The 21,069-nt window shown below is 61.4% G+C and carries 17 protein-coding genes, 1 tRNA gene and 1 pseudogene; 13 read left to right on the forward strand and 6 right to left on the reverse strand.

Annotated elements, in window-relative coordinates; genetic code table 11:
- Position 1 precedes the first annotated feature (1 nt).
- The 4 genes from copC to ACYVI2_RS13820 all read left to right on the forward strand — a co-directional run bounded on the left by copC (position 2) and on the right by ACYVI2_RS13820 (position 2,854).
- Positions 2–388: a copper homeostasis periplasmic binding protein CopC gene (gene copC, locus ACYVI2_RS13805; RefSeq protein WP_008063308.1), complete on the forward strand. Its 387-nt coding sequence runs from the start codon at positions 2–4 to the stop codon at positions 386–388.
- 4 nt (positions 389–392) lie between these two features.
- The gene (gene copD, locus ACYVI2_RS13810) at positions 393–1,319 is read left to right on the forward strand and encodes a copper homeostasis membrane protein CopD (protein WP_016445094.1); all 927 of its coding nucleotides are present in this window, start codon (positions 393–395) and stop codon (positions 1,317–1,319) included.
- Positions 1,320–1,447: 128 nt separating this feature from the next.
- Positions 1,448–1,732 (forward strand): CopK family periplasmic copper-binding protein, encoded by a 285-nt coding sequence (locus ACYVI2_RS13815; protein WP_003090336.1) that lies wholly within the window; start codon positions 1,448–1,450, stop codon positions 1,730–1,732.
- Positions 1,733–1,963: 231 nt separating this feature from the next.
- Complete coding sequence (locus ACYVI2_RS13820) at positions 1,964–2,854, forward strand: LysR family transcriptional regulator (protein WP_013391826.1); 891 nt, start codon at positions 1,964–1,966, stop codon at positions 2,852–2,854.
- A gap of 4 nt (positions 2,855–2,858) precedes the next feature.
- On the opposite strand, the gene ACYVI2_RS13825 is transcribed toward ACYVI2_RS13820, so the two are convergent.
- The gene (locus ACYVI2_RS13825; RefSeq protein WP_013391827.1) at positions 2,859–3,164 is read right to left on the reverse strand and encodes a helix-turn-helix domain-containing protein; all 306 of its coding nucleotides are present in this window, start codon (positions 3,162–3,164) and stop codon (positions 2,859–2,861) included.
- Positions 3,165–3,271: 107 nt separating this feature from the next.
- Between ACYVI2_RS13825 and ACYVI2_RS13830 the strand changes: the two genes are divergently transcribed.
- The 6 genes from ACYVI2_RS13830 (at position 3,272) to ACYVI2_RS13855 (ending at position 11,692) form a co-directional block, all read left to right on the forward strand.
- Positions 3,272–3,913 (forward strand): LysR substrate-binding domain-containing protein, encoded by a 642-nt coding sequence (locus tag ACYVI2_RS13830; protein WP_013391828.1) that lies wholly within the window; start codon positions 3,272–3,274, stop codon positions 3,911–3,913.
- A 286-nt stretch (positions 3,914–4,199) separates the two neighbouring features.
- Positions 4,200–4,511, forward strand: coding sequence for a hypothetical protein (locus ACYVI2_RS13835; protein WP_006226245.1), 312 nt, complete (start codon positions 4,200–4,202; stop codon positions 4,509–4,511).
- A gap of 161 nt (positions 4,512–4,672) precedes the next feature.
- A complete protein-coding gene (locus tag ACYVI2_RS13840; RefSeq protein WP_016445093.1) occupies positions 4,673–5,641 on the forward strand; it encodes an IS5 family transposase in 969 nt (322 codons plus the stop codon).
- Positions 5,642–5,813: 172 nt separating this feature from the next.
- A complete protein-coding gene (locus ACYVI2_RS13845; RefSeq protein ID WP_013391831.1) occupies positions 5,814–7,049 on the forward strand; it encodes a TolC family protein in 1,236 nt (411 codons plus the stop codon).
- A 15-nt stretch (positions 7,050–7,064) separates the two neighbouring features.
- Positions 7,065–8,576, forward strand: a complete 1,512-nt coding sequence (locus tag ACYVI2_RS13850) for an efflux RND transporter periplasmic adaptor subunit (RefSeq protein ID WP_013391832.1) — start codon at positions 7,065–7,067, stop codon at positions 8,574–8,576.
- Positions 8,573–11,692 carry an efflux RND transporter permease subunit gene (locus tag ACYVI2_RS13855; protein WP_016445091.1) on the forward strand — a complete coding sequence of 1,040 codons (3,120 nt, stop codon included), beginning with the start codon at positions 8,573–8,575 and terminating at the stop codon, positions 11,690–11,692. The genes ACYVI2_RS13850 and ACYVI2_RS13855 overlap by 4 nt, the downstream gene beginning before the upstream one ends.
- Before the next feature lie 160 nt (positions 11,693–11,852).
- Here the strand turns inward: ACYVI2_RS13855 and ACYVI2_RS13860 are convergent.
- The 5 genes and pseudogenes from ACYVI2_RS13860 to ACYVI2_RS13880 all read right to left on the reverse strand — a co-directional run.
- Positions 11,853–12,197: pseudogene (locus tag ACYVI2_RS13860) on the reverse strand (LysR substrate-binding domain-containing protein); the annotation flags it as partial.
- 243 nt (positions 12,198–12,440) lie between these two features.
- Positions 12,441–14,381, reverse strand: coding sequence for a tyrosine-type recombinase/integrase (locus ACYVI2_RS13865; RefSeq protein WP_016445090.1), 1,941 nt, complete (start codon positions 14,379–14,381; stop codon positions 12,441–12,443).
- A gap of 227 nt (positions 14,382–14,608) precedes the next feature.
- Positions 14,609–14,684, reverse strand: a tRNA-Gly gene (locus ACYVI2_RS13870).
- Between the two features lie 123 nt (positions 14,685–14,807).
- Positions 14,808–15,479 (reverse strand): response regulator, encoded by a 672-nt coding sequence (locus ACYVI2_RS13875; protein WP_415818613.1) that lies wholly within the window; start codon positions 15,477–15,479, stop codon positions 14,808–14,810.
- 1 nt (position 15,480) lies between these two features.
- Positions 15,481–16,905 carry a cache domain-containing protein gene (locus tag ACYVI2_RS13880; protein ID WP_415818611.1) on the reverse strand — a complete coding sequence of 475 codons (1,425 nt, stop codon included), beginning with the start codon at positions 16,903–16,905 and terminating at the stop codon, positions 15,481–15,483.
- A gap of 307 nt (positions 16,906–17,212) precedes the next feature.
- On the opposite strand from ACYVI2_RS13880, the gene ACYVI2_RS13885 reads away from it, so the two are divergent.
- From ACYVI2_RS13885 to murB, 3 genes are read left to right on the forward strand one after another with little or no spacing between them, the layout of a single operon-like run.
- Positions 17,213–19,294, forward strand: coding sequence for a carbon starvation CstA family protein (locus ACYVI2_RS13885; protein WP_415818609.1), 2,082 nt, complete (start codon positions 17,213–17,215; stop codon positions 19,292–19,294).
- A gap of 17 nt (positions 19,295–19,311) precedes the next feature.
- Positions 19,312–19,521 carry a YbdD/YjiX family protein gene (locus ACYVI2_RS13890; RefSeq protein WP_094820059.1) on the forward strand — a complete coding sequence of 70 codons (210 nt, stop codon included), beginning with the start codon at positions 19,312–19,314 and terminating at the stop codon, positions 19,519–19,521.
- 38 nt (positions 19,522–19,559) lie between these two features.
- Positions 19,560–20,648 (forward strand): UDP-N-acetylmuramate dehydrogenase, encoded by a 1,089-nt coding sequence (gene murB / locus ACYVI2_RS13895; RefSeq protein WP_415818605.1) that lies wholly within the window; start codon positions 19,560–19,562, stop codon positions 20,646–20,648.
- The last annotated feature ends 421 nt before the right edge of the window (positions 20,649–21,069 follow it).

A 21,069-nucleotide genomic window follows, 5' to 3' on the forward strand; every position in this document is an offset into this window, starting at 1 on the left:
TATGACCCGTTCACATTTCATCGCCAAGCTCGTCGCGCCGATCGCTGCTGGTCTGTTCGCCACCGCCGCATTCGCGCATCCTTCGCTGGTGTCTTCAACGCCAGCCGACAAGTCGCAGGTTTCCGCGCCAGCCACCATCGAGCTGAAGTTCTCCGAAACGCTGGTGCCGCAGTTCTCCGCCGCGAGCCTTGTCATGACTGGCATGCCGGGAATGGCGAGCCATGGCCCGATGAAGATCAACGCCAGCGTCGCGGGTGCCGGCGACGGCAAGACCATGGTCATCACGCCAGCACAGGCGCTCCAGCCCGGCGACTATCGCGTCGAATGGCGTGCCGTCTCCTCGGACACGCATCCGATCACGGGTAACGTCACCTTCAAGGTGAAGTAAGCCCATGGCCGGGGATTGGTTGACCATCGTCCTGCGCCTGGCGCTTTATCTGGACCTGGCGGCGGCGTTTGGCGTCGCCATGTTCGGACTCTATGCTTTGGGCAACGACGAGCGATCCTCGACGATCTCGCGCCGCTATCGCGTCCTCATTGGCGCATCCGCTGCCATCGGCATTGCCCTGTCGATGTGGGGCATGACGGTCATGGCCAAGGCCATGTCCGGCGCCCAAAGCTACGCGGAGCTGTCAACGCACGTTTTCGACATGCTCATTACGGGCACGCACATGGGCATCGCCTGGTGCATTCGCATCCTCGCGCTGTTGGTGTGTGTGCTCGTCGCAATGTTGAAATTGAACGCTACCTTGCGATTTGCAGTGATGGCGCTCTCCACCGGCGTGGCGCTGGCGACCCTTGCGTGGGCAGGCCACGGCGCCATGGACGACGGCGTTCGCGGCTACATCCATCTTGCGTCGGATATCACCCACCTCTGGGCAGCGGGCGCTTGGGTGGGCGCATTGTTGGCGTTCTTGATGCTGGCATCCCACAAGCGGGATGTCGCGCAAGACCCGGTAGCGGTCCTCAGTCGGACGTCGAATGGCTTTGCTCGCATAGGTACAGCGATCGTGGCTGCACTCGTCGTGAGTGGAACTCTCAATTACCTGTTGATCGCCGGACCATCGTTTGATCCGCTCATCTCGACGCTGTATGGCCGGCTGCTGATGGTAAAGCTCCTGCTTTTCGCAGGCATGCTGGCGTTGGCTGCTGCCAATCGGTATCGGTTGAGCCCGAGCCTGGAGGCAGCTTTGAAGGCAGGCAATCGCGCACAGGCAGTCATCAAGCTTAGGCAGAGTCTGTTCACGGAGGCAACCTTGGCCGTTTTGGTTCTGGCGAGCGTTGCATGGCTTGGCATCTTGTCTCCCACTGGAACCTAATCCTTCATGGGCGGCAGATGACAGCGCATGAATTGAATGTAATGCACGGGTAAGCCCTCTGTAGACCGCCTGCTTCTACATTTAACGACGCGGCGCAAGTTGTCGTCGTTTTTACAAAGGAGTCGATCATGAAATCGCAAATTGTCATTGCCGCCCTGTTGAGCGCTCTCTCCGTGCCAGCCTTCGCCGGTCATGCAGCAGCCCAAGCAGCCAAGGAGATGGTTCCCTTGGCTGACGGGGGAACGCTGTACATCTTCAAGGACGGAAAGATGGCACAGGAAAGCCGCTTCGGGCGCGCCGTCTATCTCAATGTCGGGGCTTCGGTGTCGACGAAGGATGGGCGCAACATCGCGATCACCAGCAATGAAGTCGCTCGCCTCGGCTCGCTGCTACAAAAAGAGCACGGCGGATGACGCCGCGGGTGTGCGGTGCTTTTCAAAGCTTCTGCACAGTGTGACAGAGACGCGCGCCCCGATTGGGCGCGCGCGATTGGGACGCGTCACGAGCAACCACGAGCGCTCAAGATGCCAGTTTTTGCGATGTCAAGCGCATCAACTTCCCTGGAATGGATCCAGCCTCCACATCCACCGTGATTCGTCCACGGGACATCTTGCGCGAATGAGAACCTGCGAGGAGCCCGATTTATGGAGTTGCGTCATCTACGATGCTTTGTCGTCTTGGCAGAGGAGTTGCATTTCACGCGGGCGGCCGAGAGGCTGCATATAGAGCAACCCCCCTTGTCTCGCGCGATCAAGGAATTGGAAGATGAGCTTGGGGTCACGCTGTTTGACCGCGACCGCAGGGGTACACGGCTGACCGTGGCGGGGGCGGCATTCTTGCAGGACACCCGCCGACTCTTCACTGTCCTGGAGCAAGCGCGTGAGAATGCCAGAGCCATTGCCGCGGGCCTGAGGGGCAGCCTGCGCATTGCAATTTCCGATGGTGCGATGGACCCACGACTATCGGCGTTCCTAGCTCGTTGCCGCGCGGAAGAGCCCGAGGTCGAGATACGTCTCTCCGAGGTACCGCTGACCGAGCAGATACGGGGCCTACGGTCTGGCGACTTCACGATCGGATTTGCACACGCGGCGGATGTTGGCGAAGGCATCGTGGCTGAACCGATCTGGCGAGACCCGATTGTGATCGCCGTGCCAGCGCGGCACTCGCTTCTTGCGCACAAGCAAGTTCCGCTCAACGAACTTCAGGGTCACCCACTGGTTCTGTGCGACAAACTGGCCTGCGAAGGCTACTGCCGAGAACTAAATCGGCTGCTACAGGTTCTGGAACACAGGCTCAACGTTGTCGAAGAAGTGTCGTCGCTGGACATGATGCTAACGCTGGTCGGCGCAGGCTATGGGATTGGTTTCATGACAGCGACCAAGATTCCCATCAGCCAGAGGCCGGACGTGGTGATTCGCCCTCTGGCGCAGGACACGGCGGTAATCACAACCTATCTGCTTCGGCCAGAAAGCAGCAACTCATCGGTTTCGCTGGATCGCTTCATGGAACGTCTGCGAGGACCTCCGGATGACTAAAGCGTCAATGCCCATCTGAATCGTGCGCCGCAGCACGAAGATTGCGTTCGGCTGCGCTGACGAGTTCCGCAGCACTAAGCTTGAGTCCGGCGGCGATTCTTAAGATCAGAGCGAGAGTGGGCATGTGCTCCCCACGCTCTATTTTGCCCATGTGCGATCGCTCGATCCCTGCTTTCGCAGCCAGTTCTTCCTGAGCAATACCTTGCGTCAGGCGGGCGACACGAACGGCCGCTCCGAATGCCAACGCTGGCTCGGCGTCGAAAGTGGTAGTGCCTGGGGGACGGCCTCGTCGGACAGTTCGCTTCTCCATCCTTGGAAGCGTCGAACAGTCCCGACAATTTAACCACGTTAAGTTTAACTCAAACTAGCTATCATGAAGACTTTCCATCCTTGTCTTATCGCTTCTTGGGGCCTCTCATGCACGACGCCACCAGCCCACGCCCACAGCTCAGGCTCGCCATAGCGCCTGGTGTGGCCTCTTCGAACCTAGCTGCATTGCTTGCCCTGCAGCGCGCGGAGGAGCCCGAAGTTTTTATGGAATTTAATGAGGTTACGACGAGCGATCTCATTACAGGCCTCTACAAACGGCGCTTCGACGTCGGCCTTTCTCTGAAGCAGGTGAGCGATTCTTCGCTGAAGAGTCTTTCTCTTTGGTTTGAGGCGACAGCTCTTGCCACGCCGCTGGGATACCCACTGCTCCGGCAGCAGTCAATCAGAATAGACGAACTTAAGGAGCACTCCGTGTTTCGATGGAAGGCCGAATATTCTCCTTCGCTGGACCAGTACCTGTCCTCCATGTCATCAACGGAAAGGCCGAATGTCCAGCATGTCAGTTCTTTTGAGATGTTGTTGCTCTGGGTCGCAGCTGGATATGGCGTAGGGATTTCTTCGCGATCACGCATCGAAACCGCTAGCCAGTGCGGAATCTGCACGCGTCCAATAGCCGATGGCCCCTACGAGGTCATTACGCACCTGCAGCGACTCTCGGGACAGACGAATCTTGTAGCTGATCGATTTGAGCTTAGAGCCTTGCGAGTTGCCGAGGCGCGTAAAGCATGACAGCCACGTGCGGTGCCCGCCCTTGCCGGTGGATTTGCAGTGGATGCCGGTTCGGGCCAAGGCGCCGTCCAGACGCATCAATTCATCCTGGAAACTGACCTTGATCAATTCAACTCCCCACAACTTCCAATAGTATGTCCACATGATCGGCTTAAGGCGCCTTCTCGCAAGATGGAGCCGCTGGATTACCAGCGGCCTAGTCGTAACCTTGCTTTTCTCGCAGGTTGCGATGGCGATGTACGTCTGTCCCAAGCCAGACCCGAGGGCATCTGTGGAAACCACGCAAATGCGTGCCACGATCTCGATGCAGCAGGCTGACAAGTTGCCAATGTCGGATTGCACCGGCATGCCTGATTCCATGGACAGCGAAGCGCCACAGTTGTGCCACGCTCATTGCAGTGGCGATCGGGAGTCGGCGCTTTCATGGCAGGGGCTGGACATTCAGTTTCTCGCGGCGCACGTGATGTGGCTCGCCAACTCGCTGCCCGGGTTGGTTCTCGACCGGGTAGCCCTCAGGCGGCACGTTACCTACATTCCTCCCAATCCCCGCGCGGGCTTTCCGCCGATCTACCTCACGTTCCAAGTCCTGCGGAATTGATTTATGTGTCCGTGCTCGCCGCGCACCGATGCGGCAGACCACGTGATTTCGTGAACACCAATTCCGAGGACAACCATGTTTACTCCCTTTTTTGGCGCCCCCGAGGGATGCTCTGAACAATTCCTCGGCGACAATAGCGCAAGGTTCGACGGATGACGACGATGCAGCTGAGCTTCGGGGACGCGGAACACACGGGCAAGCGGAAGAAGACGCGACGCGAGATCTTCCTGGCGGAGATGGAGCAGGTTGTGCCGTGGAACGCATTGCTGGCGCTGATCGCACCGCACTACCCGAAGATGGGCCAGCGTGGCCGGCAGCCGTACGCGCTGGCGACGATGCTGCGCATCCACTTCCTGCAGCAGTGGTACGCGCTCAGTGACCCGGCCATGGAAGAGGCGCTGTACGACACGGCGGTGATGCGCCGCTTCGCCCGCCTCAGCGGGCTGGACAACATTCCGGACGAGACCACGATCTTCAGCTTCCGCCGGCTGCTGGAGACGCATGATCTGGCGCCGCAGCTCCTGGAGCGCGTGAACGCGCACCTGGCGCGCAAGGGCCAGAGCTTGAAGGCCGGCACGATCGTGGACGCCACGATCATCGCGGCGCCGAGTTCGACCAAGAACAGGGACGGCAAGCGCGATCCGGAGATGCACCAGACGAAGAAGGGCAACCAGTGGCACTTCGGGATGAAGGCGCACATTGGCGTGGACGAGGAGTCGGGCCTGGTGCACCACGTGGAGTGCACGGCGGCGAACGTCAACGACGTGACGCAGGTGCACAAGCTGCTGCACGGCAAGGAAGACACAATCTGCGGCGACAGCGGCTACACGGGCGCGGACAAGCGCGAGGAGCTGCAAGGCGTGGAGGCTGCGTTCTGGATCGCGGAGAAGCCGTCGAAGCTTCGTGCGATGAAGAACAAGCGTGATCGCAAATACGCCGAACGCTGGGAGCACTTCAAGGCCAGCCTGCGGGCGAAGGTGGAGCATCCGTTCCGAGTGGTGAAGCGGCAGTTCGGTTACACCAAGGTGCGCTATCGCGGGTTGGCGAAGAACACGGCGCAGGTGTTGACGCTGTTCGCGCTGTCGAATCTGTGGATGGCGCGGCGACGTCTGTTGCTGCCGACGGGGTAAATCCGTCTGTTGGACGGGGAAAGCCGTCGAAAAGCGTCAGAAACGGCGCAAAATCCATCATATCGAGGTCGACTTGGCGCCTTGACGCTGAAATCCAAGCATCAGAGCGCTTTGATCAGACCTTCCCGAGGGGCGCCCGTCAGCGTACGGCCGAGGCACAACGCCGGCCTCGATGCGATTGCATCGTCTGAAAGCTATCAGCATCGCGTTGGCAGGCAGTGCGCTTGTTTCGCCTGTGGCCTACGCCCTCGATTTTGCTGAGGCACGCCTTATCGCGGAGCAGCAGAGCCCGCGCATAAGCGCGCAGCAGTTGCAGGTCAACGTCGCCGAATCCGTGCAGAAGGCAGCAGGCTCGCTGCCCGACCCCAAGCTCTCGCTCGGCATCGAAAACTATCCCATCAGCGGCATGGATCGCTGGAGCATGACGCGCGAATCCATGACGATGCAGCGCCTGGCGCTCATGCAGGAAGTGCCCAACAGGGCCAAGCGCGACGCCCAGGTCGCCAGTGCGCAGGCGCGTGTGGATCGAGAGCGCGCGGCGCTGGTTTTGCAGCGATTGCAGATCCGCCAGGAACTCAGCCTGGCGTGGATCGCCGCGCAGGCGGTGGAGCAACGGGAGATACTGCTGACGGAACTGCTCGCGGAGAACCAGCGCCTGCAAGACAGTCTCCCCGCTCGCGTCGCCGGCGGCACGGCCCAGACTGGCGACCTGTTGGTCGCGCAACAGGAGGCGCTGACACTCACGGACCGCCGTGACGATCTACAGCGGGACCGGGCCAAGGCCAGGGCCGCATTGCGGCGCTGGGTGGGCTCCAGGGCCGACGAAGCACTGCAAGGCGATCCAGGCCCGCTCACTCACCCCGTCGCGCAACTGCGCACAGAACTGGCGAATCACGCGGAGCTTGAACTCTATCCGGCGATGCAAAGCATGGCCCGGGCCGAGTCCCGCGAAGCCCAATCAGAGACCCGCGGCGATTGGGCCTGGGAGATTGCCTATAGCCGGCGGGATCGCCGATGGGGCGACATGGTGTCATTCCAGGTGACATTCGATCTGCCATGGCAGAAGGATCGACGCCAAGTGCCCATGATCGAGGCAAAACGGCACGAGTTGGAGCGTCTGGACGCCGAACGCGAAGACGTGGCGCGGCGTCATTTGCAGGAGCTGGACGACAGCGCCGCCGAACTCCAAGCGTTGAACAGCCAGATCGACCGCCTGCAGACCGCAGGCTTGCAGCTGGTACGGAACCGAGCGGCGCTTGCGTTGAGCAACTACCGATCCGCCAAGGGGGACCTGAGCGCTGTGCTCAGTGCACGCGCCCAGGTACTGGAGACGCGCATGCGTCTGATCGACCTCGGAGCGCAGCGCGACAGCCTCGTCGCCCGACTGAACAGCCTGATCGCGGACTGAGTGGAGACCCTCGCCATGAACACCTCTTCGAGAAACATCCTTGCCGGCTTGACGCTGATTGCTGCCGGTATTGCCGTTGGATGGAGCGTCGCCCAATGGCGCGCCGGCCACCTCAGCGGCTCCCCCGCTGCCACCATTGCAAGTGCTCCGACCGAGCGCAAGGTGCTGTATTGGTACGACCCGATGGTGCCGGCCCAGAAGTTCGACAAGCCCGGCAAATCGCCCTACATGGACATGGCGTTGATGCCGAAGTACGCAGATGAAGACACTCAGGACAGCACGGGCCTGAGCGTGTCGGCGCAAGCGGTGCAAGCCCTGGGCCTGCGTACAACCGAAGTCGTGCAAGGCAAGATCGGCGCAGATGTGAACGTCGTGGGCACCGTGCTGCTCAACGACCGCGACGTCAGCATCGTGCAGGCGCGGACCGCTGGCTTCGTCGAGCGTGTCTACGCACGGGCTGCGGGCGACGTGATCGCAGCAGGGGCACCGCTGCCTGACCTATTGCTGCCGGAGTGGATCGCCGCACAGCGCGAGTTTCTCTCGGTTCGCGCGATGGGCGACGCACCGTTGACCGCAGCTGCCCGCCAACGGCTGCTGCTGCTCGGCATGCCGCAAGCCCTGATCGCCCAGGTGGAGCGCACAGGCGAGCCCAAGGGGCTGTACACGGTCACAACACCTCAAGGCGGCTTGGTGGCCGAACTGATGGTGCGTCAGGGCATGACGGTTTCCGCCGGGGAAAGCCTGGCCCGGGTGAATGGCTTGGCCACGGTGTGGATCGAAGCGGCTGTCCCCGAAGCACAAAGCGGGCCATTGCAGGTCGGCCAAACGGCGCAGGTCCGGCTGGCGGCGTTTCCCGGTGAAGTGCTCCAGGCGCGCATCGTGAGCATCCTGCCCGAAGCCAACCGCGACACCCGTACGGTGCGAGTGCGGCTTGAAATGGCCAATCCCGGCCAGCGCCTGAAGGCCGGCATGTCCGGCCAGATCGCGCTCAAAGGCAACGAACAGCCCGCGCTGCTTGTTCCCAGCGAGGCGGTCATCCGCACCGGCAAGCGCGCACTGGCCTATGTGGTCGATGGACCCGGCAAGTTCCATCCCGTGGAGGTCCAGGTGGGCGCGGAGGTAGGCGATCAACTGGTGGTCAACGGCGGGCTCGCGGCGGGACAGCAGGTGGTGGCCTCGGCGCAGTTCCTGATCGATTCGGAAGCCAGCCTGCGGGGCGTGCTGCCTGCAGGTGCCGCGGCGTCCGCGCCTGCATCGCCGCACAACGGGCACGGCACCTCGTCGCCACCGGCCGCGGCCACCAACGCTTTCGTGGTGCGCGGCGTGATCGAGGAGATGTCGCCCACCGAGCTGACGCTGGCGCACGAGGCCGTGCCAGCCCTCCAATGGCCGGCCATGACCATGGGCTTCAAGCTGAGCAGCCCGCAGCTCGCCGCGGGTCTTTCGGTTCGGCAGCAGGTGCGATTCACCTTCTCCAAGCAAGGTGAGGACTACGTGATCACCGCCATCGAAAAGGTGCAGCCATGATCGCCAAACTGATTCGATGGTCGGTGGCCAATCGCTTCCTGGTGCTGCTGGCCACCGCCATGCTCACGGCATGGGGCGTGTGGGGCGTTCGCAGCACGCCCGTGGATGCGCTGCCGGACTTGTCAGACGTGCAGGTCATCATTCGCACCAACTACCCAGGACAGGCGCCGCAGATCGTCGAGAACCAGGTCACCTACCCGTTGGCCACCACCATGCTGTCGGTGCCAGGGGCCAAGACCGTGCGCGGCTTCTCGTTCTTTGGCGACTCGTTCGTCTATGTCTTGTTCGAGGACGGAACCGACCTGTACTGGGCCCGCTCACGGGTACTGGAATACCTGAACCAGGTCCAGGGCCGATTGCCCGCCACGGCGAAGCCGGCCCTGGGTCCGGACGCCACAGGCGTCGGCTGGATCTTCCAGTACGCGCTCGTGGATCGCACGGGCAAGAACGATCTGGCGCAACTGCGTGCGTTGCAGGACTGGTTCCTGAAGTTCGAACTCAAGAGCCTGCCCAACGTGGCCGAAGTGGCATCGGTGGGGGGCATGGTCAAGCAGTACCAGGTCGTGCTCGACCCGATCAAGTTGGCGTCCTATGGCCTCAGTCAGGCTCAAGTCCGCGATGCCCTGATGGGGGCCAACCAGGAGACCGGCGGCTCCGTCCTGGAATTGTCAGGCGCGGAGTACATGGTCCGCGCGAGCGGATACCTCAAGACCCTGGACGAGTTCCGGGAGATCCCCTTGACGGCACGCGGCGGTGTGCCGGTGCGGCTGGGGGATGTGGCGACGCTCCAGATAGGCCCGGAGATGCGGCGTGGCATTGCCGAACTCGACGGAGAAGGCGAGGTCGCCGGCGGCGTGGTGGTGCTGCGCTCCGGCAAGAATGCCCAGGAGACGATCGCTGCCGTCAAGGCCAAGCTCGCGGAGCTGCAGGGCAGCCTGCCGCCGGGCGTCGAGATCGTCACCAGCTACGACCGCAGCGCGCTGATCGAGCGGGCCATTCGCAATCTCACGACCAAGCTGGGCGAAGAGTTTCTGGTGGTGGCGCTGGTCTGCGCACTGTTCCTTTGGCATCTTCGTTCTGCGCTGGTGGCCATCATCTCGCTACCTCTGGGCGTGATGACGGCGTTCCTGGTCATGCGCTACCAGGGCATCAACGCCAACATCATGTCGCTGGGGGGGATTGCCATCGCCGTGGGGGCGATGGTGGATGCAGCGGTGGTGATGATCGAGAACGCCCACAAGAAGCTGGAGGCTTGGCAGCACGCGCACCCGGATCAACGACTGCAGGGCAAGGAACGGTGGGACGTGATCACACAGGCCGCAGAGGAAGTCGGTCCTGCGCTCTTCTTCTCGCTGCTCATCATCACGCTCTCGTTCATCCCGGTCTTCACCCTAGAAGCGCAGGAAGGCCGGCTGTTCGGCCCGCTGGCGTTCACCAAGACCTACGCGATGGCCGCGGCCGCAGGGCTGTCAGTGACGCTGATTCCCGTACTCATGGGCTACTGGATTCGCGGGCGTATCCCGGATGAGCAGAAGAACCCCATCACCCGCATCCTGATTGCAGCCTACCGGCCAGCACTGGAGTGGGTACTGCGCCGGCCTAAGGCGACGCTGCTGATCGCCGTGCTGGCCTTGGCGACCACGGCCTGGCCCTTGGCGCGGCTCGGCGGTGAGTTTCTGCCGAGGTTGGACGAAGGGGACCTGCTCTACATGCCCTCGGCCCTGCCGGGACTCTCGGCGCAGCGCGCCACGGAGTTGCTGCAGCTGAGCAACCGCATGATCAAGACCGTACCTGAAGTGGACAAGGTGTTCGGCAAGGCAGGACGGGCCGAAACTGCGACCGATCCGGCGCCCCTTGAGATGTTCGAGACCACGGTGAAGCTCAAGCCCAGGGAACAATGGCGTCCAGGCATGACGCCCGAGAAGCTCGTGGAAGAGCTGGATCGTGCCGTGAAGATCCCGGGCCTGTCCAATATCTGGATTCCCCCTATCCGCAATCGCATCGACATGCTGGCTACCGGCATCAAGAGCCCGATCGGGGTGAAGGTGACCGGCAACGACCTGGGCGTGATCGATCGCATCGCTGCAGAGGTCGAGCAGGTCGCCAAGGGCATTCCCGGCGTGACGTCATCCCTCGCGGAGCGCTTGACGGGCGGGCGCTACGTGGATGTTCAGATCGACCGCGTAGCCGCCGGTCGCTACGGCCTGAACATCGCCGATGTCCAGGCCGTCATCGCCGGCGCGGTGGGTGGCGAAAACGTCTCGGAAACGGTCGAGGGGCTTGCCCGCTTTCCGATCAATCTGCGCTACGCGCGAGAATGGCGTGATTCACCACAACGGCTGGCAGAACTACCCATCTTCACGCCGATGGGTCAGCAGATCACGTTGGGGACCGTGGCACGCATCGCGATCACCGATGGGCCGCCCATGCTCAAGAGCGAGAACGCACGGCCCTCCGGTTGGGTCTATGTCGATGTGCGCGGCCGTGATCTAGCCTCGGTGGCCAACGAACTGCGCGATGCCATCGGGCAGCAGGTCAAGCTGGAGCCGGGTGTGAGCATCACCTACTCCGGGCAGTTCGAATACATGGAGCGGGCCAATGCACGCCTGAAGGTTGTGGTGCCTGCCACCCTGTTGATCATCTTCGTTCTGTTGTACCTGACCTTCGCGCGTGTGGACGAAGCGGGCTTGATCATGGCGACCTTGCCCTTCGCGCTCACGGGGGGCATCTGGTTCCTGTACCTGCTGAACTACAACCTGTCCATCGCCACCGGCGTGGGATTCATCGCGCTGGCAGGTGTGGCGGCGGAGTTCGGCGTGGTGATGCTCATCTATCTGAAGCAGGCCTTGGCGGAACGTTGCCCCGATGGACGCGACCCGACGCGAGAAGAACTGCTCGATGCGATCCGGGAGGGTGCCGTGCTGCGCGTGCGGCCCAAGGCGATGACCGTCGCCGTCATCCTGGCGGGCCTGGTACCCATTGTCTGGAGCAGCGGTACGGGCTCGGAGGTCATGAGCCGCATCGCAGCCCCGATGCTTGGAGGGATGGTGACCGCTCCGTTGCTGTCGCTCTTCGTGATTCCGGCTGCCTACATGCTGATGCGTAAGCCGCGCTAACGTTGCAACGCGGCAGGGTCTCATAACCAAGGCCCTGCCGTTTCCGGTGCGGCCTATCGGCACCCGAGCGAATAACCATTCGACACATGCGCTTTAGCCGGCGTAAGAACTGGCCGAAGGCGCGGAGGCACGACTAACCGCTTGGCAGTGACGAGCCATATCAGGGAACAAAACCTGACCCCGGCCGTTCAGACAGAATCGTCAGCATTTCTATGACAGCCCGAACCTTGGGCTGCAGGTAACGCGATTGCGGCCACACTGCATGGATAGGCATCTCACCACCTGCCCAGTCCGGCAGCAAGGGGATCAAGCGCCCCTGCCGTATATCTTCGGCCACCAGCCATGTCGGCATCTGCATGATGCCGCAGCCGGCCAGACCCGCCGCCAACATTGCTTCACCATCACTGAATTCATGGCGCGGATAGATTTCCTGCCGACGTACGCGCTGGTCCGATACGCGGAGCAACCAAGTGGGTCTCTGCCGTCCCCGAGGACCAGTGATGCAGTCCCGATGCCTTACCCCATTACTTCTCGGTAATTACTGCGGCGCGCTCACTAATACGACCACTACATTCTGGGACGACGTAGGGGCTGACTCAGTCCGGTTGTAGGCGCTCAGAAGGCTATGGCCTTCAGGATGGCCGCACGCCTCATCGCGCCGCGCCGTATGCGCTGCGGACTGCAAAGGCCCGCATCCTGTAGCTCACTTCCGACGGCCAAAGCATCCATCTTTGGCCGTCGGCCAGCGTCAGGCACTTTCGAGCATTGCCGCATCATTTAGCAACCGTTGAATGCGCTGGCGAATCTCCTCTGGAATACCTTGCGCAGACGAATCAGGTCCGGGCCTGTTTGGCTGCTGCTGGGTGCCCGCGATGACCCGCACGACCATGCCCAAATTTCCGGGTGTCACGATGTCGATGGCCGCGCGATCACCCAGATCCGGGTGTACGCGGGTCAGCATCCGGTACAAGTCCCACGAATCCGCGTGCGGACACTGGTTCATGAGCACCTGGGCCAGTTTGTGCTTGAGCGGCACCAGTTGCCAGTCGGGCACACGTTGCCCGCGATTGCCCAAGCTGATGGACAGCAGTTTGCCCGCCTTCAGCTCGCGGTTTATCTGGTCCTTGGACTTTCCGGCCAGCTTACCGAACAGCGGAACCGGCAAACTGCTCGGCGATTCGTAGATGGCGAGCATTTCCTCGCGCTCGCGCTGGATGGCGGATACTTCCGGCGCCGGCGCCGGCGCACGCGTCGGGGGCGGTGGCACCTGCGACAGCCGCTGGAAGGTGATTCCCGCGTCGTTTGGCGTCACGACAATGGGGGTGACCACCACGGGCGGAGCCGAAGCCGCAGAAGTGCCTGCAACGATGGCGTCGGGGTTGTCCTCCCCTGCGATGGCTGGCACGCCCTCGATATGGATGGTGAGGTGGGCGCTGGCCGCTTCGACCTGGCCCTGTTCGAGTAAGTCGAGGCGATCCGCCCAGTCCTGCATCATCCGACGGCGCGGCTCAACATACTTGGCGTGGTTGTAGGCCGAACTCACCTTGTTCGGGTCCGAGTGCGAAAGCTGCGCGTCCACCCAAATCTTGGGATAGCCGATCTCGTTGAGCGCCGTCGAGATGGTTCCGCGGATGCCGTGCCCGGTCAGTTGATCCTCGTAGCCCATTCGTTTCAAGGCCGCGTTGAGGGTGTTCTCGCTGATGCGCTTCTTGAGTTCGCTGCGGTGCGTGAGCAGATGGACCTGGGCCGGCTTCATCACACCCAACAGGTAGCGCACGATCTCGATGGCCTGCACGGACAACGGCACGATGTAGGGCGGAACGTCCTGCGGGCGCTTGCCGGCCTTGCGCATCTCGTCCTGGAGTTGTTTGACAATCTGCGGCGGGATGATCCACAGGCCACGGTCGAGATCGAACTGGTCCGGGGTCGCCAGCCGCAGCTCGCCGGTACGCACGCCGGTCAGGAACAGCAGCCGGATGCCGAGTTGGGTCTGCCAACCACGAGGGTTGTAGAGCCTGAGCTTGTGCAGGAACTCGGGAAGCTCCCGAAGATGCAGGTAGGGGTTGTGGTTCACCGGGGGCTTGGGCTCGGCCACCACGTCCAGGTCGGAGGCCGGATTGGCTTCCAGCCCCTCCACGATGACGAGGGCATAGCGGAACAACTGCCCCAGCCAGGTGCGGACCTTCTCGGCAGTGGTGAACGCCTTGCGCTCCTCGATCCTCGCCAGGACGCCCAGGAGTTGGGGCCGGCGAATGTCGTAGATCGACATCTGCTTGAGGCTGGGCAGCACGTCCTTGTTGAAGATCCGCAGGATCTGCGACAGCGTGCTGTTCCTGCCCTCCTTGATTTCCTTGCGGCGATGCTCGACCCACGCATCGAAGACGGCCTTGAAGGTGTAGTCGGCCGCAAGCTTGACCGCGTGTCGCTTCTGTTTGCGATCGGTATGGGGGTTGATGCCCTTTGCCAGAAGCGCCCGGGCTTCGTCGCGCAAGGTGCGCGCTTCGCGCAAACCGATCTCGGGGTAGTTCCCCAGGGAGATGCGCTTTTGCTTGCCGAGCCAGTAATAGCGCAAATGCCACGACTTGCCGCCGGTGGGGGCGACCACCAGGCCGAGGCCATCGGTGTCGGGGATGCTGTACGTTTTCTCGGCGGCCTTGGCTTGCCGCACGGTCAGATCAGAGAGTGTCATCATCAAGCTCCTAAGTCTTGGACTTAGGCCCGATGCTGCTTGTCATCCCGATCCAACCCCAGCAACAACCCGGAACCGGCACCACCCGCATTCTTTGGCCTTGTTTTTGGCCTCAAAAACGCTGGCTGTCAGTGGATTTCCGTGGCTTTCGCTGGAATGAAAAAAGGAGCCGAAGCTCCTCTTTTCAACGACTTACAGACGTCAGTGGAAGTCCGTAGATCATAACTTGGAGCGGGAGACGAGTCTCGAACTCGCGACCTCAACCTTGGCAAGGTTGCGCTCTACCAACTGAGCTACTCCCGCTTGGCTGCAAACTATGCGTCAGCAGCGAAGAAACGAGATTCTATATGGCTTTTTTGGGACGCGCAAGTCGCTTGGTGCGAGTTGGTGAAATGTCGCACGGAAACCTCCAGTTCGCCACGTCGCCTAGGGTAAAGGTTTCAGCGACTTCGACGTTTCCACCGCATATTTGATCAGTTCGGCCTGGCCCTCGATATTGAGTTTGCGCTTGATATTCAGCCGATGGGTTTCCACTGTGCGCACGGACAGATTCAAGGCCTGGGCAATTTGCTTGTTTGCATGGCCGTCGGCGATGTGGCGCAGTACGTCGCGCTCGCGCTGGGTGAGCAGCAGGGCGGGCGAACTGGTGGTAGACAGACTGACCGCCGCTGCCGCACTGAAGTACATGCGGCCGCTCATGACGGCGTGGATGGCGTTGATGATTTCCTGGGCCGGCTCGTGTTTGAGCAGGTAGCCTCGTGCGCCGGCTTTGGCGGCCTGAACGATGTACTCGCCGTTGTCGTGCATCGTCAGCACGAGGACGGCGATTTGCGGGTATTGCTCGTGTAATTGCGCAATGAGCGACAGGCCGCCCATACCGGGCATGTTCAGATCCATCAGCACTAGGTGGGGCAAGGTTGCGCCCGTCGGGTCCTGTGCCATGCAGTCTTGCAGAAACGCCAGCGCGGCCAGTGCATGTCCGGCCTCGCCGATGACGTGCAGACCCGGCACAGTTTCCAGGCGCAGCCGCAGGCCGTCGCGTACCAGAGGGTGGTCGTCGATGAGCAACAGGCGGATGGTAGGGGAGGTGTTGGGCATGTCAGGTCGCTATGTCCGCACTGTCGGGGATGAACGCTGTGGCCGGAAGCGGCAGCCACGCTTGCAGGCGGGTACCTTGGTCATCGGCGTGGCACGTTAGCGTACCCGCCAATGCCGCCATGCGTTCGCGCATGTTGCGCAGACCGATTCCGAGTTGTGGGTCTTGTTGCACGTTCGCATAATCAAAACCTACGCCATTATCCGCGATCGTCAAGCTCAGGCCCCGTTTGGCATAGTCGAGTGTGATGTCCGCGCGGCTGGCATGGGCGTGCCGCAGGACATTGGTCAAGGCCTCTTGTGTGATGCGGAACAGGGCGGTGGCATGGGCCTCGGGTAATGGACGCACGTCACCCGTGGTATGCAATCGGACCGCTAACGGCGGGGCGCCATCCTCATGTGCAACAGCAAATTCACGGCCCAGGTGTTCTAACGCAGCGGGCAGCCCCAGATCGTCGAGCACAGTCGGGCGCAGATTGTGAGAAATCCGCCGGACCTCGCCCACGGCCGTGTTCAGCCGGTCGAGCGCGCCGGACAGGGGGCGGTCGATCAGGGCCAGCGTGTGAGGGTCACCCGTTTGTGTTTGCAGGCGTTCTCGAGCCGCCTCGAGTGACAGTTTGATCGACACCAGGATCTGGCTGATGCCGTCGTGCAGTTCCCGGGATAGGCGGGCGCGCTCGTCTTCTTGTGAATGTACGACGCGCCGCGCCATGAGTTGCAGCTTGGCGTCGGATTGGCGGTGGTCGCTGATGTTCAGCGCGAGGCCGCAGGCCGTCACGCCCAGGATGGCGGCGGCTACGATACCGCCCACCCAGGCAAACATATTGCGGATATTGGCTTGGGCGGCAGCGTCGATATGGGCCAGGGTTTGTTCGACGTCGTCCAGGTAGATGCCGGTGCCCAGCATCCAGCCCCAACGCTCCATGATCACGACGTAACCCAGTTTCTCGACCGTCTGGCCGGTGGAGGGTTTTTCCCAAAGATAACGGACGGCCTGGCCATGGTTGCCGCCGTGGCGGGCAGCGGCCAGCAGGTTTTGAATAACGGGTTGGCCTCGCGTATCGCGCAGGTCCCAAAGGCTCTGCCCCACGAGCTCGGGCTGGCGCGGGTGCATCAGGTTTTTACCGTGCAGATCGTAGATGAAGAAATAACCATCATGGCCAAACTCCATCTGCTCCAGCAAGGCCAGGGCGCGCGCCTGCGTGGCCGGATCGTCGCCCGCGCTCTGCAGCGGCGCGACGGCGCTATAGGCGAGGCTGACATAGTGGCGCAGTTCGCTTTCTTTGCTGGATAGCCAGGCTTGTTCTACGACTTGCTTTTCACGTTGGGCGAGCTGCATCCCCTGCACATAAACCGCAACGGAGATGGCGGCGACGGCAATAAGCAAGGGAACAACGGCCAAGAGCAGGATTTTCAGACGGAGTTTCATAGATTGGCAAAAAACGCCATTGATGCGGTGCGGGACGTCCGCAACTCCTTGTTTAGCGGGGAATTTTCATGTGCATTTTAAGTGTTTGTCTAATGATTGTTGCGATGCGATAAGTAATAGTACGTAGTTAATTTACGTAGTTTCTCGCTTGTTGAGGGGCAGGGTAATCGAAATACTACGGCCTGCGCTGAAAGGGGCGCATGGCTGGCGTATCCGCCGGCCGCCAGACAACAACGAGTCTGCCCACCCGCAAGACATCGGCATGGCCGCGCTTTATCCAGGTGGAAGGCTAAGAGGAGCATAGTTTATGCATACCAGCAGTAGAGGACTGGGGAACCACCTGGTCTGGCTGGCGATTGCTGTGCTGGGCGCGTTTGCGCTCGGTACGGTGGCGCTTTCCCGTGGCGAAACCATCAACGCGCTGTGGATCGTGATCGCAGCCGTCTGTGTGTATCTGATCGCTTATCGTTATTACAGCCGCTTCATCGCGACCAAGGTGTTGCAGCTGGACGCCACCCGCATGACGCCGGCGTGGAAATACAACGACGGGCTCGATTTTGTGCCCACCAACAAACATGTGCTGTTTGGCCACCACTTTGCCGCGATTGCTGGTGCGGGGCCATTGGTCGGGCCTGTGTTGGCGGCGCAAATGGGATACTTGCCGGGCGTGCTGTGGCTGCTGGCTGGTGTGGTGTTTGCCGGCGCGGTGCAGGACTTCATCGTGCTGTTCATCTCGACGCGGCGTGATGGCCGGTCTCTGGGAGATCTGGTCAAGGCCGAGCTGGGCACGGTGCCGGGTGTGATTGCACTGTTTGGCGCGTTCATGATCATGGTCATCATCCTGGCCGTCTTGGCATTGATCGTGGTAAAGGCCCTCACGCATTCGCCTTGGGGCACGTTTACGGTAGCCGCGACCATTCCCATTGCCTTGTTCATGGGCGTGTATTTGCGCTATTTGCGTCCGGGCCGGATCGGCGAGGTATCGATCATCGGTTTTGTGCTGTTGATGGCCGCCATTGTGTTCGGGCAAGACGTGGCAGCGCATCCCACCTTGTCTGCGTGGTTCGATTTTGATGGCAAGGGCCTCACCTGGATTCTCATCGGCTACGGTTTTGTGGCTTCGGTGCTGCCGGTATGGTTGCTGCTGGCGCCGCGCGATTACTTGTCGACGTTCCTCAAAATCGGCACGATTGCCGGGCTGGCGATCGGTATTCTGATCGTTGCTCCCGAATTGAAAATGCCTGCGTTGACGAAGTTCGTCGACGGCACCGGTCCGGTGTGGTCGGGCAATCTGTTCCCGTTCCTGTTCATTACGATTGCTTGCGGCGCGGTATCGGGTTTTCACGCGCTGATCGCGTCGGGCACCACGCCCAAGCTGATCGAAAACGAAACGCAGGCTCGCTATATTGGCTATGGCGGCATGCTGATGGAGTCGTTCGTCGCCATCATGGCCCTGGTGGCCGCATGCGTGATCGAACCGGGCATCTACTACGCGATGAATAGCCCTGCTGCTGTGATCGGCACCACGCCTGAGCATGTCGCACAGGTAGTGTCGAGCTGGGGCTTCGTGGTCACGCCTGCCGATTTGATTCAGACGGCGAAAGACGTCGGCGAAAGCACGATCATTTCGCGCGCAGGTGGCGCGCCGACTCTGGCTGTAGGCATGGCGCACATCTTGCACCAGGTCATCGGCGGTCCGGCCATGATGGCATTCTGGTATCACTTTGCCATCCTGTTTGAAGCATTATTTATTCTGACTGCAGTCGATGCAGGGACGCGTGCAGGCCGCTTCATGTTGCAAGATCTGTTGGGCACATTTGCTCCGTCGCTCAAGCGTACAGAGTCGCTGCCCGCCAGTCTGATCGCGACAGGTCTATGCGTAGCGGCCTGGGGTTATTTCCTGTACCAGGGGGTGGTCGATCCGCTTGGCGGCATCAATACGCTATGGCCGTTGTTTGGCATTGCCAACCAGATGCTGGCGGCGATTGCATTGACGCTGGGTACGGTGGTGCTGTTCAAGATGAAGCGCGATCGCTATGCATGGGTGACGGTGGTGCCGACGTTGTGGTTGTTGGCGTGCACCTTGACCGCCGGCTGGCAGAAAATGTTTGATGCCGATCCCAGAGTGAGCTTCCTCGCGCACGCGGCAAAGTACAACGCAGCCATTGCACAAGGCCAAGTCCTGGCCCCGGCCAAGGACCTCGCTGAAATGAGCCGTGTTGTATTCAACGACTACGTGGATGCGGCGCTGTGCGGCATCTTTATGTTCGTCGTACTGAGCATCGTGATGTTTGGCATTCGTTCCGTACTGCAAGCCCGTGCCAAAGGCGCGGCCACATCCCGCGAAACGCCGTACGAGCCGCTGCCCGCGGCGGCTGGCGGACATTGATCGACGGAGGGCGCCATATGTTCACCAATTTGGGCGCCGCGACCGGCAAAGCCGGTCGCTACCTGGGCCAGACATTGCGCTTGATGGTCGGGGTGCCCGACTATGAAAACTACGTCGCACATATGCGGCGTACGCACCCCGACCAAACGCCGATGACCTACGAGGAGTTTTTCCGAGAGCGTCAGGATGCTCGCTATGGCGGCAAAAAGCGTCTGGGCTGCTGTTAACATGTGAGCGCCCCAGGTTTTAGCTTTCTCTTGTATTCATGCCGGATTTTCCCCAGGCGTCGTCCACCGCCACGTTAACGCCCGCGCGTCAGGATCTTACCCAACTCAATACGCTGGGTTTGTCTGCTTGGGCGGACGCCTTTGTGACTTTGCGTTCCGTGGATCAATTGAATGCCTTGTCTGATCTGGCAGATCAGTATTCCCGTTTGTTGGTCTTGGGCGGCGGCAGCAATATGGTGTTGCCTGCGCGGATCGAGAGCCTGGTCGCCCATGTCGCCGTGACCGGTGTGCGCCTGATCGAGGCGCGGCCAGAGGCCTGGATCATCGAGGCAGGGGCCGGCGAGAGCTGGCATGGTTTCGTGACTACCTGTGTGGAACAGGGCTGGGATGGACTCGAAAACCTGGCATTGATTCCAGGCACAGTGGGTGCCGCACCGGTACAGAACATCGGCGCCTATGGCGTCGAGTTGGCGGATCGTTTCCTGGGGCTGACAGCATGGAACGTCCGTCAGCGCCGTTTGATAGAGATGGCCGCGGCGGACTGTCAGTTTGCCTATCGAGATAGCATTTTCAAACACAGCGAGCCCGGCGAGTGGATCATCGTCGCGGTGCGCTTCGCGCTGCCACGCCCCTGGCAGGCCGTGCTCGAATATCCGGATTTGCAGCGTTATTTTGGACTGTCTGGTGGTGCCGGCGCCTCTGCGATTCCTGGCACACACGCGTCCAGCGCACCGACCGCGCGCGACATCTTCGACGCAGTTTGCGATATTCGCCGCCAAAAACTCCCTGACCCCGCCGTCATCGGCAACGCAGGCAGTTTCTTCAAAAATCCGCTCGTCGACGCCACCGTTCGCGATGCCTTGCAGGCGCAGCACCCAGGCCTCGTGTCCTACCCACAGCCCGACGGACGCTACAAACTCGCCGCAGGTTGGCTGATCGATCAATGTGGATGGAAAGGCAAGCAACTTGGCGCCGCAGGCGTGCATGACAGGCAAGCCTTGGTCCTAGTCAACAAAGGCAGCGCCACTGCCGCCGACATCATGGCATTAGCCGCAGCAATCCAGCACGACGTTTCAGTGCGTTATCACATCGAGCTAGAACCCGAGCCCGTCGTCTGGCAATCATAAGCAATAAGGCCGTAAGCCTTCGACGGCCCTTCCGAATCGCTTAAAGCGTCCGGACAGCGTTGGCAAGGTCGCAAGAGTTCCGATCACATCAAGCGCGGGCGCTCCTCATACCCGGACCGTTCCAGCACACCTGACTCTCTCGCAAGTCAAGCTCGAATGCGATCTGTCGGCGCGCCCGTAGGCGCCGACAGATCGCGGCCCTGCAAGATCTTCTTTTTAACAAAGACCGGCCCTACGAAGCCCAAGCAAGAAACTCGTCCCAGCGATGCCGCGAGCTGGAGACATTGCGAGTTGATGCGGGGCAGTGGCCGCGTTGGGGCGCCTCGGCGTCGAGCGAGGGAAACCGAAGGAGCGCAGCGACGAGGTTGACGAAGCGGTGTCGGCCGCGCAGGCGGCCGACCGACGCCGCGAAGCCCCAACG

It is taken from the genome of Bordetella tumbae, assembly GCF_054780995.1.

What these genes read in the sequence shown, in the direction of transcription:
- copC (WP_008063308.1), top strand. Translation starts at nt 2, where the DNA reads ATGACCCGTTCACATTTCATCGCCAAGCTCGTCGCGCCGATCGCTGCT.
- copD (WP_016445094.1), top strand. Translation starts at nt 393, where the DNA reads ATGGCCGGGGATTGGTTGACCATCGTCCTGCGCCTGGCGCTTTATCTG.
- ACYVI2_RS13815 (WP_003090336.1), top strand. Translation starts at nt 1,448, where the DNA reads ATGAAATCGCAAATTGTCATTGCCGCCCTGTTGAGCGCTCTCTCCGTG.
- ACYVI2_RS13820 (WP_013391826.1), top strand. Translation starts at nt 1,964, where the DNA reads ATGGAGTTGCGTCATCTACGATGCTTTGTCGTCTTGGCAGAGGAGTTG.
- ACYVI2_RS13825 (WP_013391827.1), bottom strand. Translation starts at nt 3,164, where the DNA reads ATGGAGAAGCGAACTGTCCGACGAGGCCGTCCCCCAGGCACTACCACT.
- ACYVI2_RS13830 (WP_013391828.1), top strand. Translation starts at nt 3,272, where the DNA reads ATGCACGACGCCACCAGCCCACGCCCACAGCTCAGGCTCGCCATAGCG.
- ACYVI2_RS13835 (WP_006226245.1), top strand. Translation starts at nt 4,200, where the DNA reads ATGCGTGCCACGATCTCGATGCAGCAGGCTGACAAGTTGCCAATGTCG.
- ACYVI2_RS13840 (WP_016445093.1), top strand. Translation starts at nt 4,673, where the DNA reads ATGCAGCTGAGCTTCGGGGACGCGGAACACACGGGCAAGCGGAAGAAG.
- ACYVI2_RS13845 (WP_013391831.1), top strand. Translation starts at nt 5,814, where the DNA reads ATGCGATTGCATCGTCTGAAAGCTATCAGCATCGCGTTGGCAGGCAGT.
- ACYVI2_RS13850 (WP_013391832.1), top strand. Translation starts at nt 7,065, where the DNA reads ATGAACACCTCTTCGAGAAACATCCTTGCCGGCTTGACGCTGATTGCT.
- ACYVI2_RS13855 (WP_016445091.1), top strand. Translation starts at nt 8,573, where the DNA reads ATGATCGCCAAACTGATTCGATGGTCGGTGGCCAATCGCTTCCTGGTG.
- ACYVI2_RS13865 (WP_016445090.1), bottom strand. Translation starts at nt 14,381, where the DNA reads ATGACACTCTCTGATCTGACCGTGCGGCAAGCCAAGGCCGCCGAGAAA.
- ACYVI2_RS13875 (WP_415818613.1), bottom strand. Translation starts at nt 15,479, where the DNA reads ATGCCCAACACCTCCCCTACCATCCGCCTGTTGCTCATCGACGACCAC.
- ACYVI2_RS13880 (WP_415818611.1), bottom strand. Translation starts at nt 16,905, where the DNA reads ATGAAACTCCGTCTGAAAATCCTGCTCTTGGCCGTTGTTCCCTTGCTT.
- ACYVI2_RS13885 (WP_415818609.1), top strand. Translation starts at nt 17,213, where the DNA reads ATGCATACCAGCAGTAGAGGACTGGGGAACCACCTGGTCTGGCTGGCG.
- ACYVI2_RS13890 (WP_094820059.1), top strand. Translation starts at nt 19,312, where the DNA reads ATGTTCACCAATTTGGGCGCCGCGACCGGCAAAGCCGGTCGCTACCTG.
- murB (WP_415818605.1), top strand. Translation starts at nt 19,560, where the DNA reads ATGCCGGATTTTCCCCAGGCGTCGTCCACCGCCACGTTAACGCCCGCG.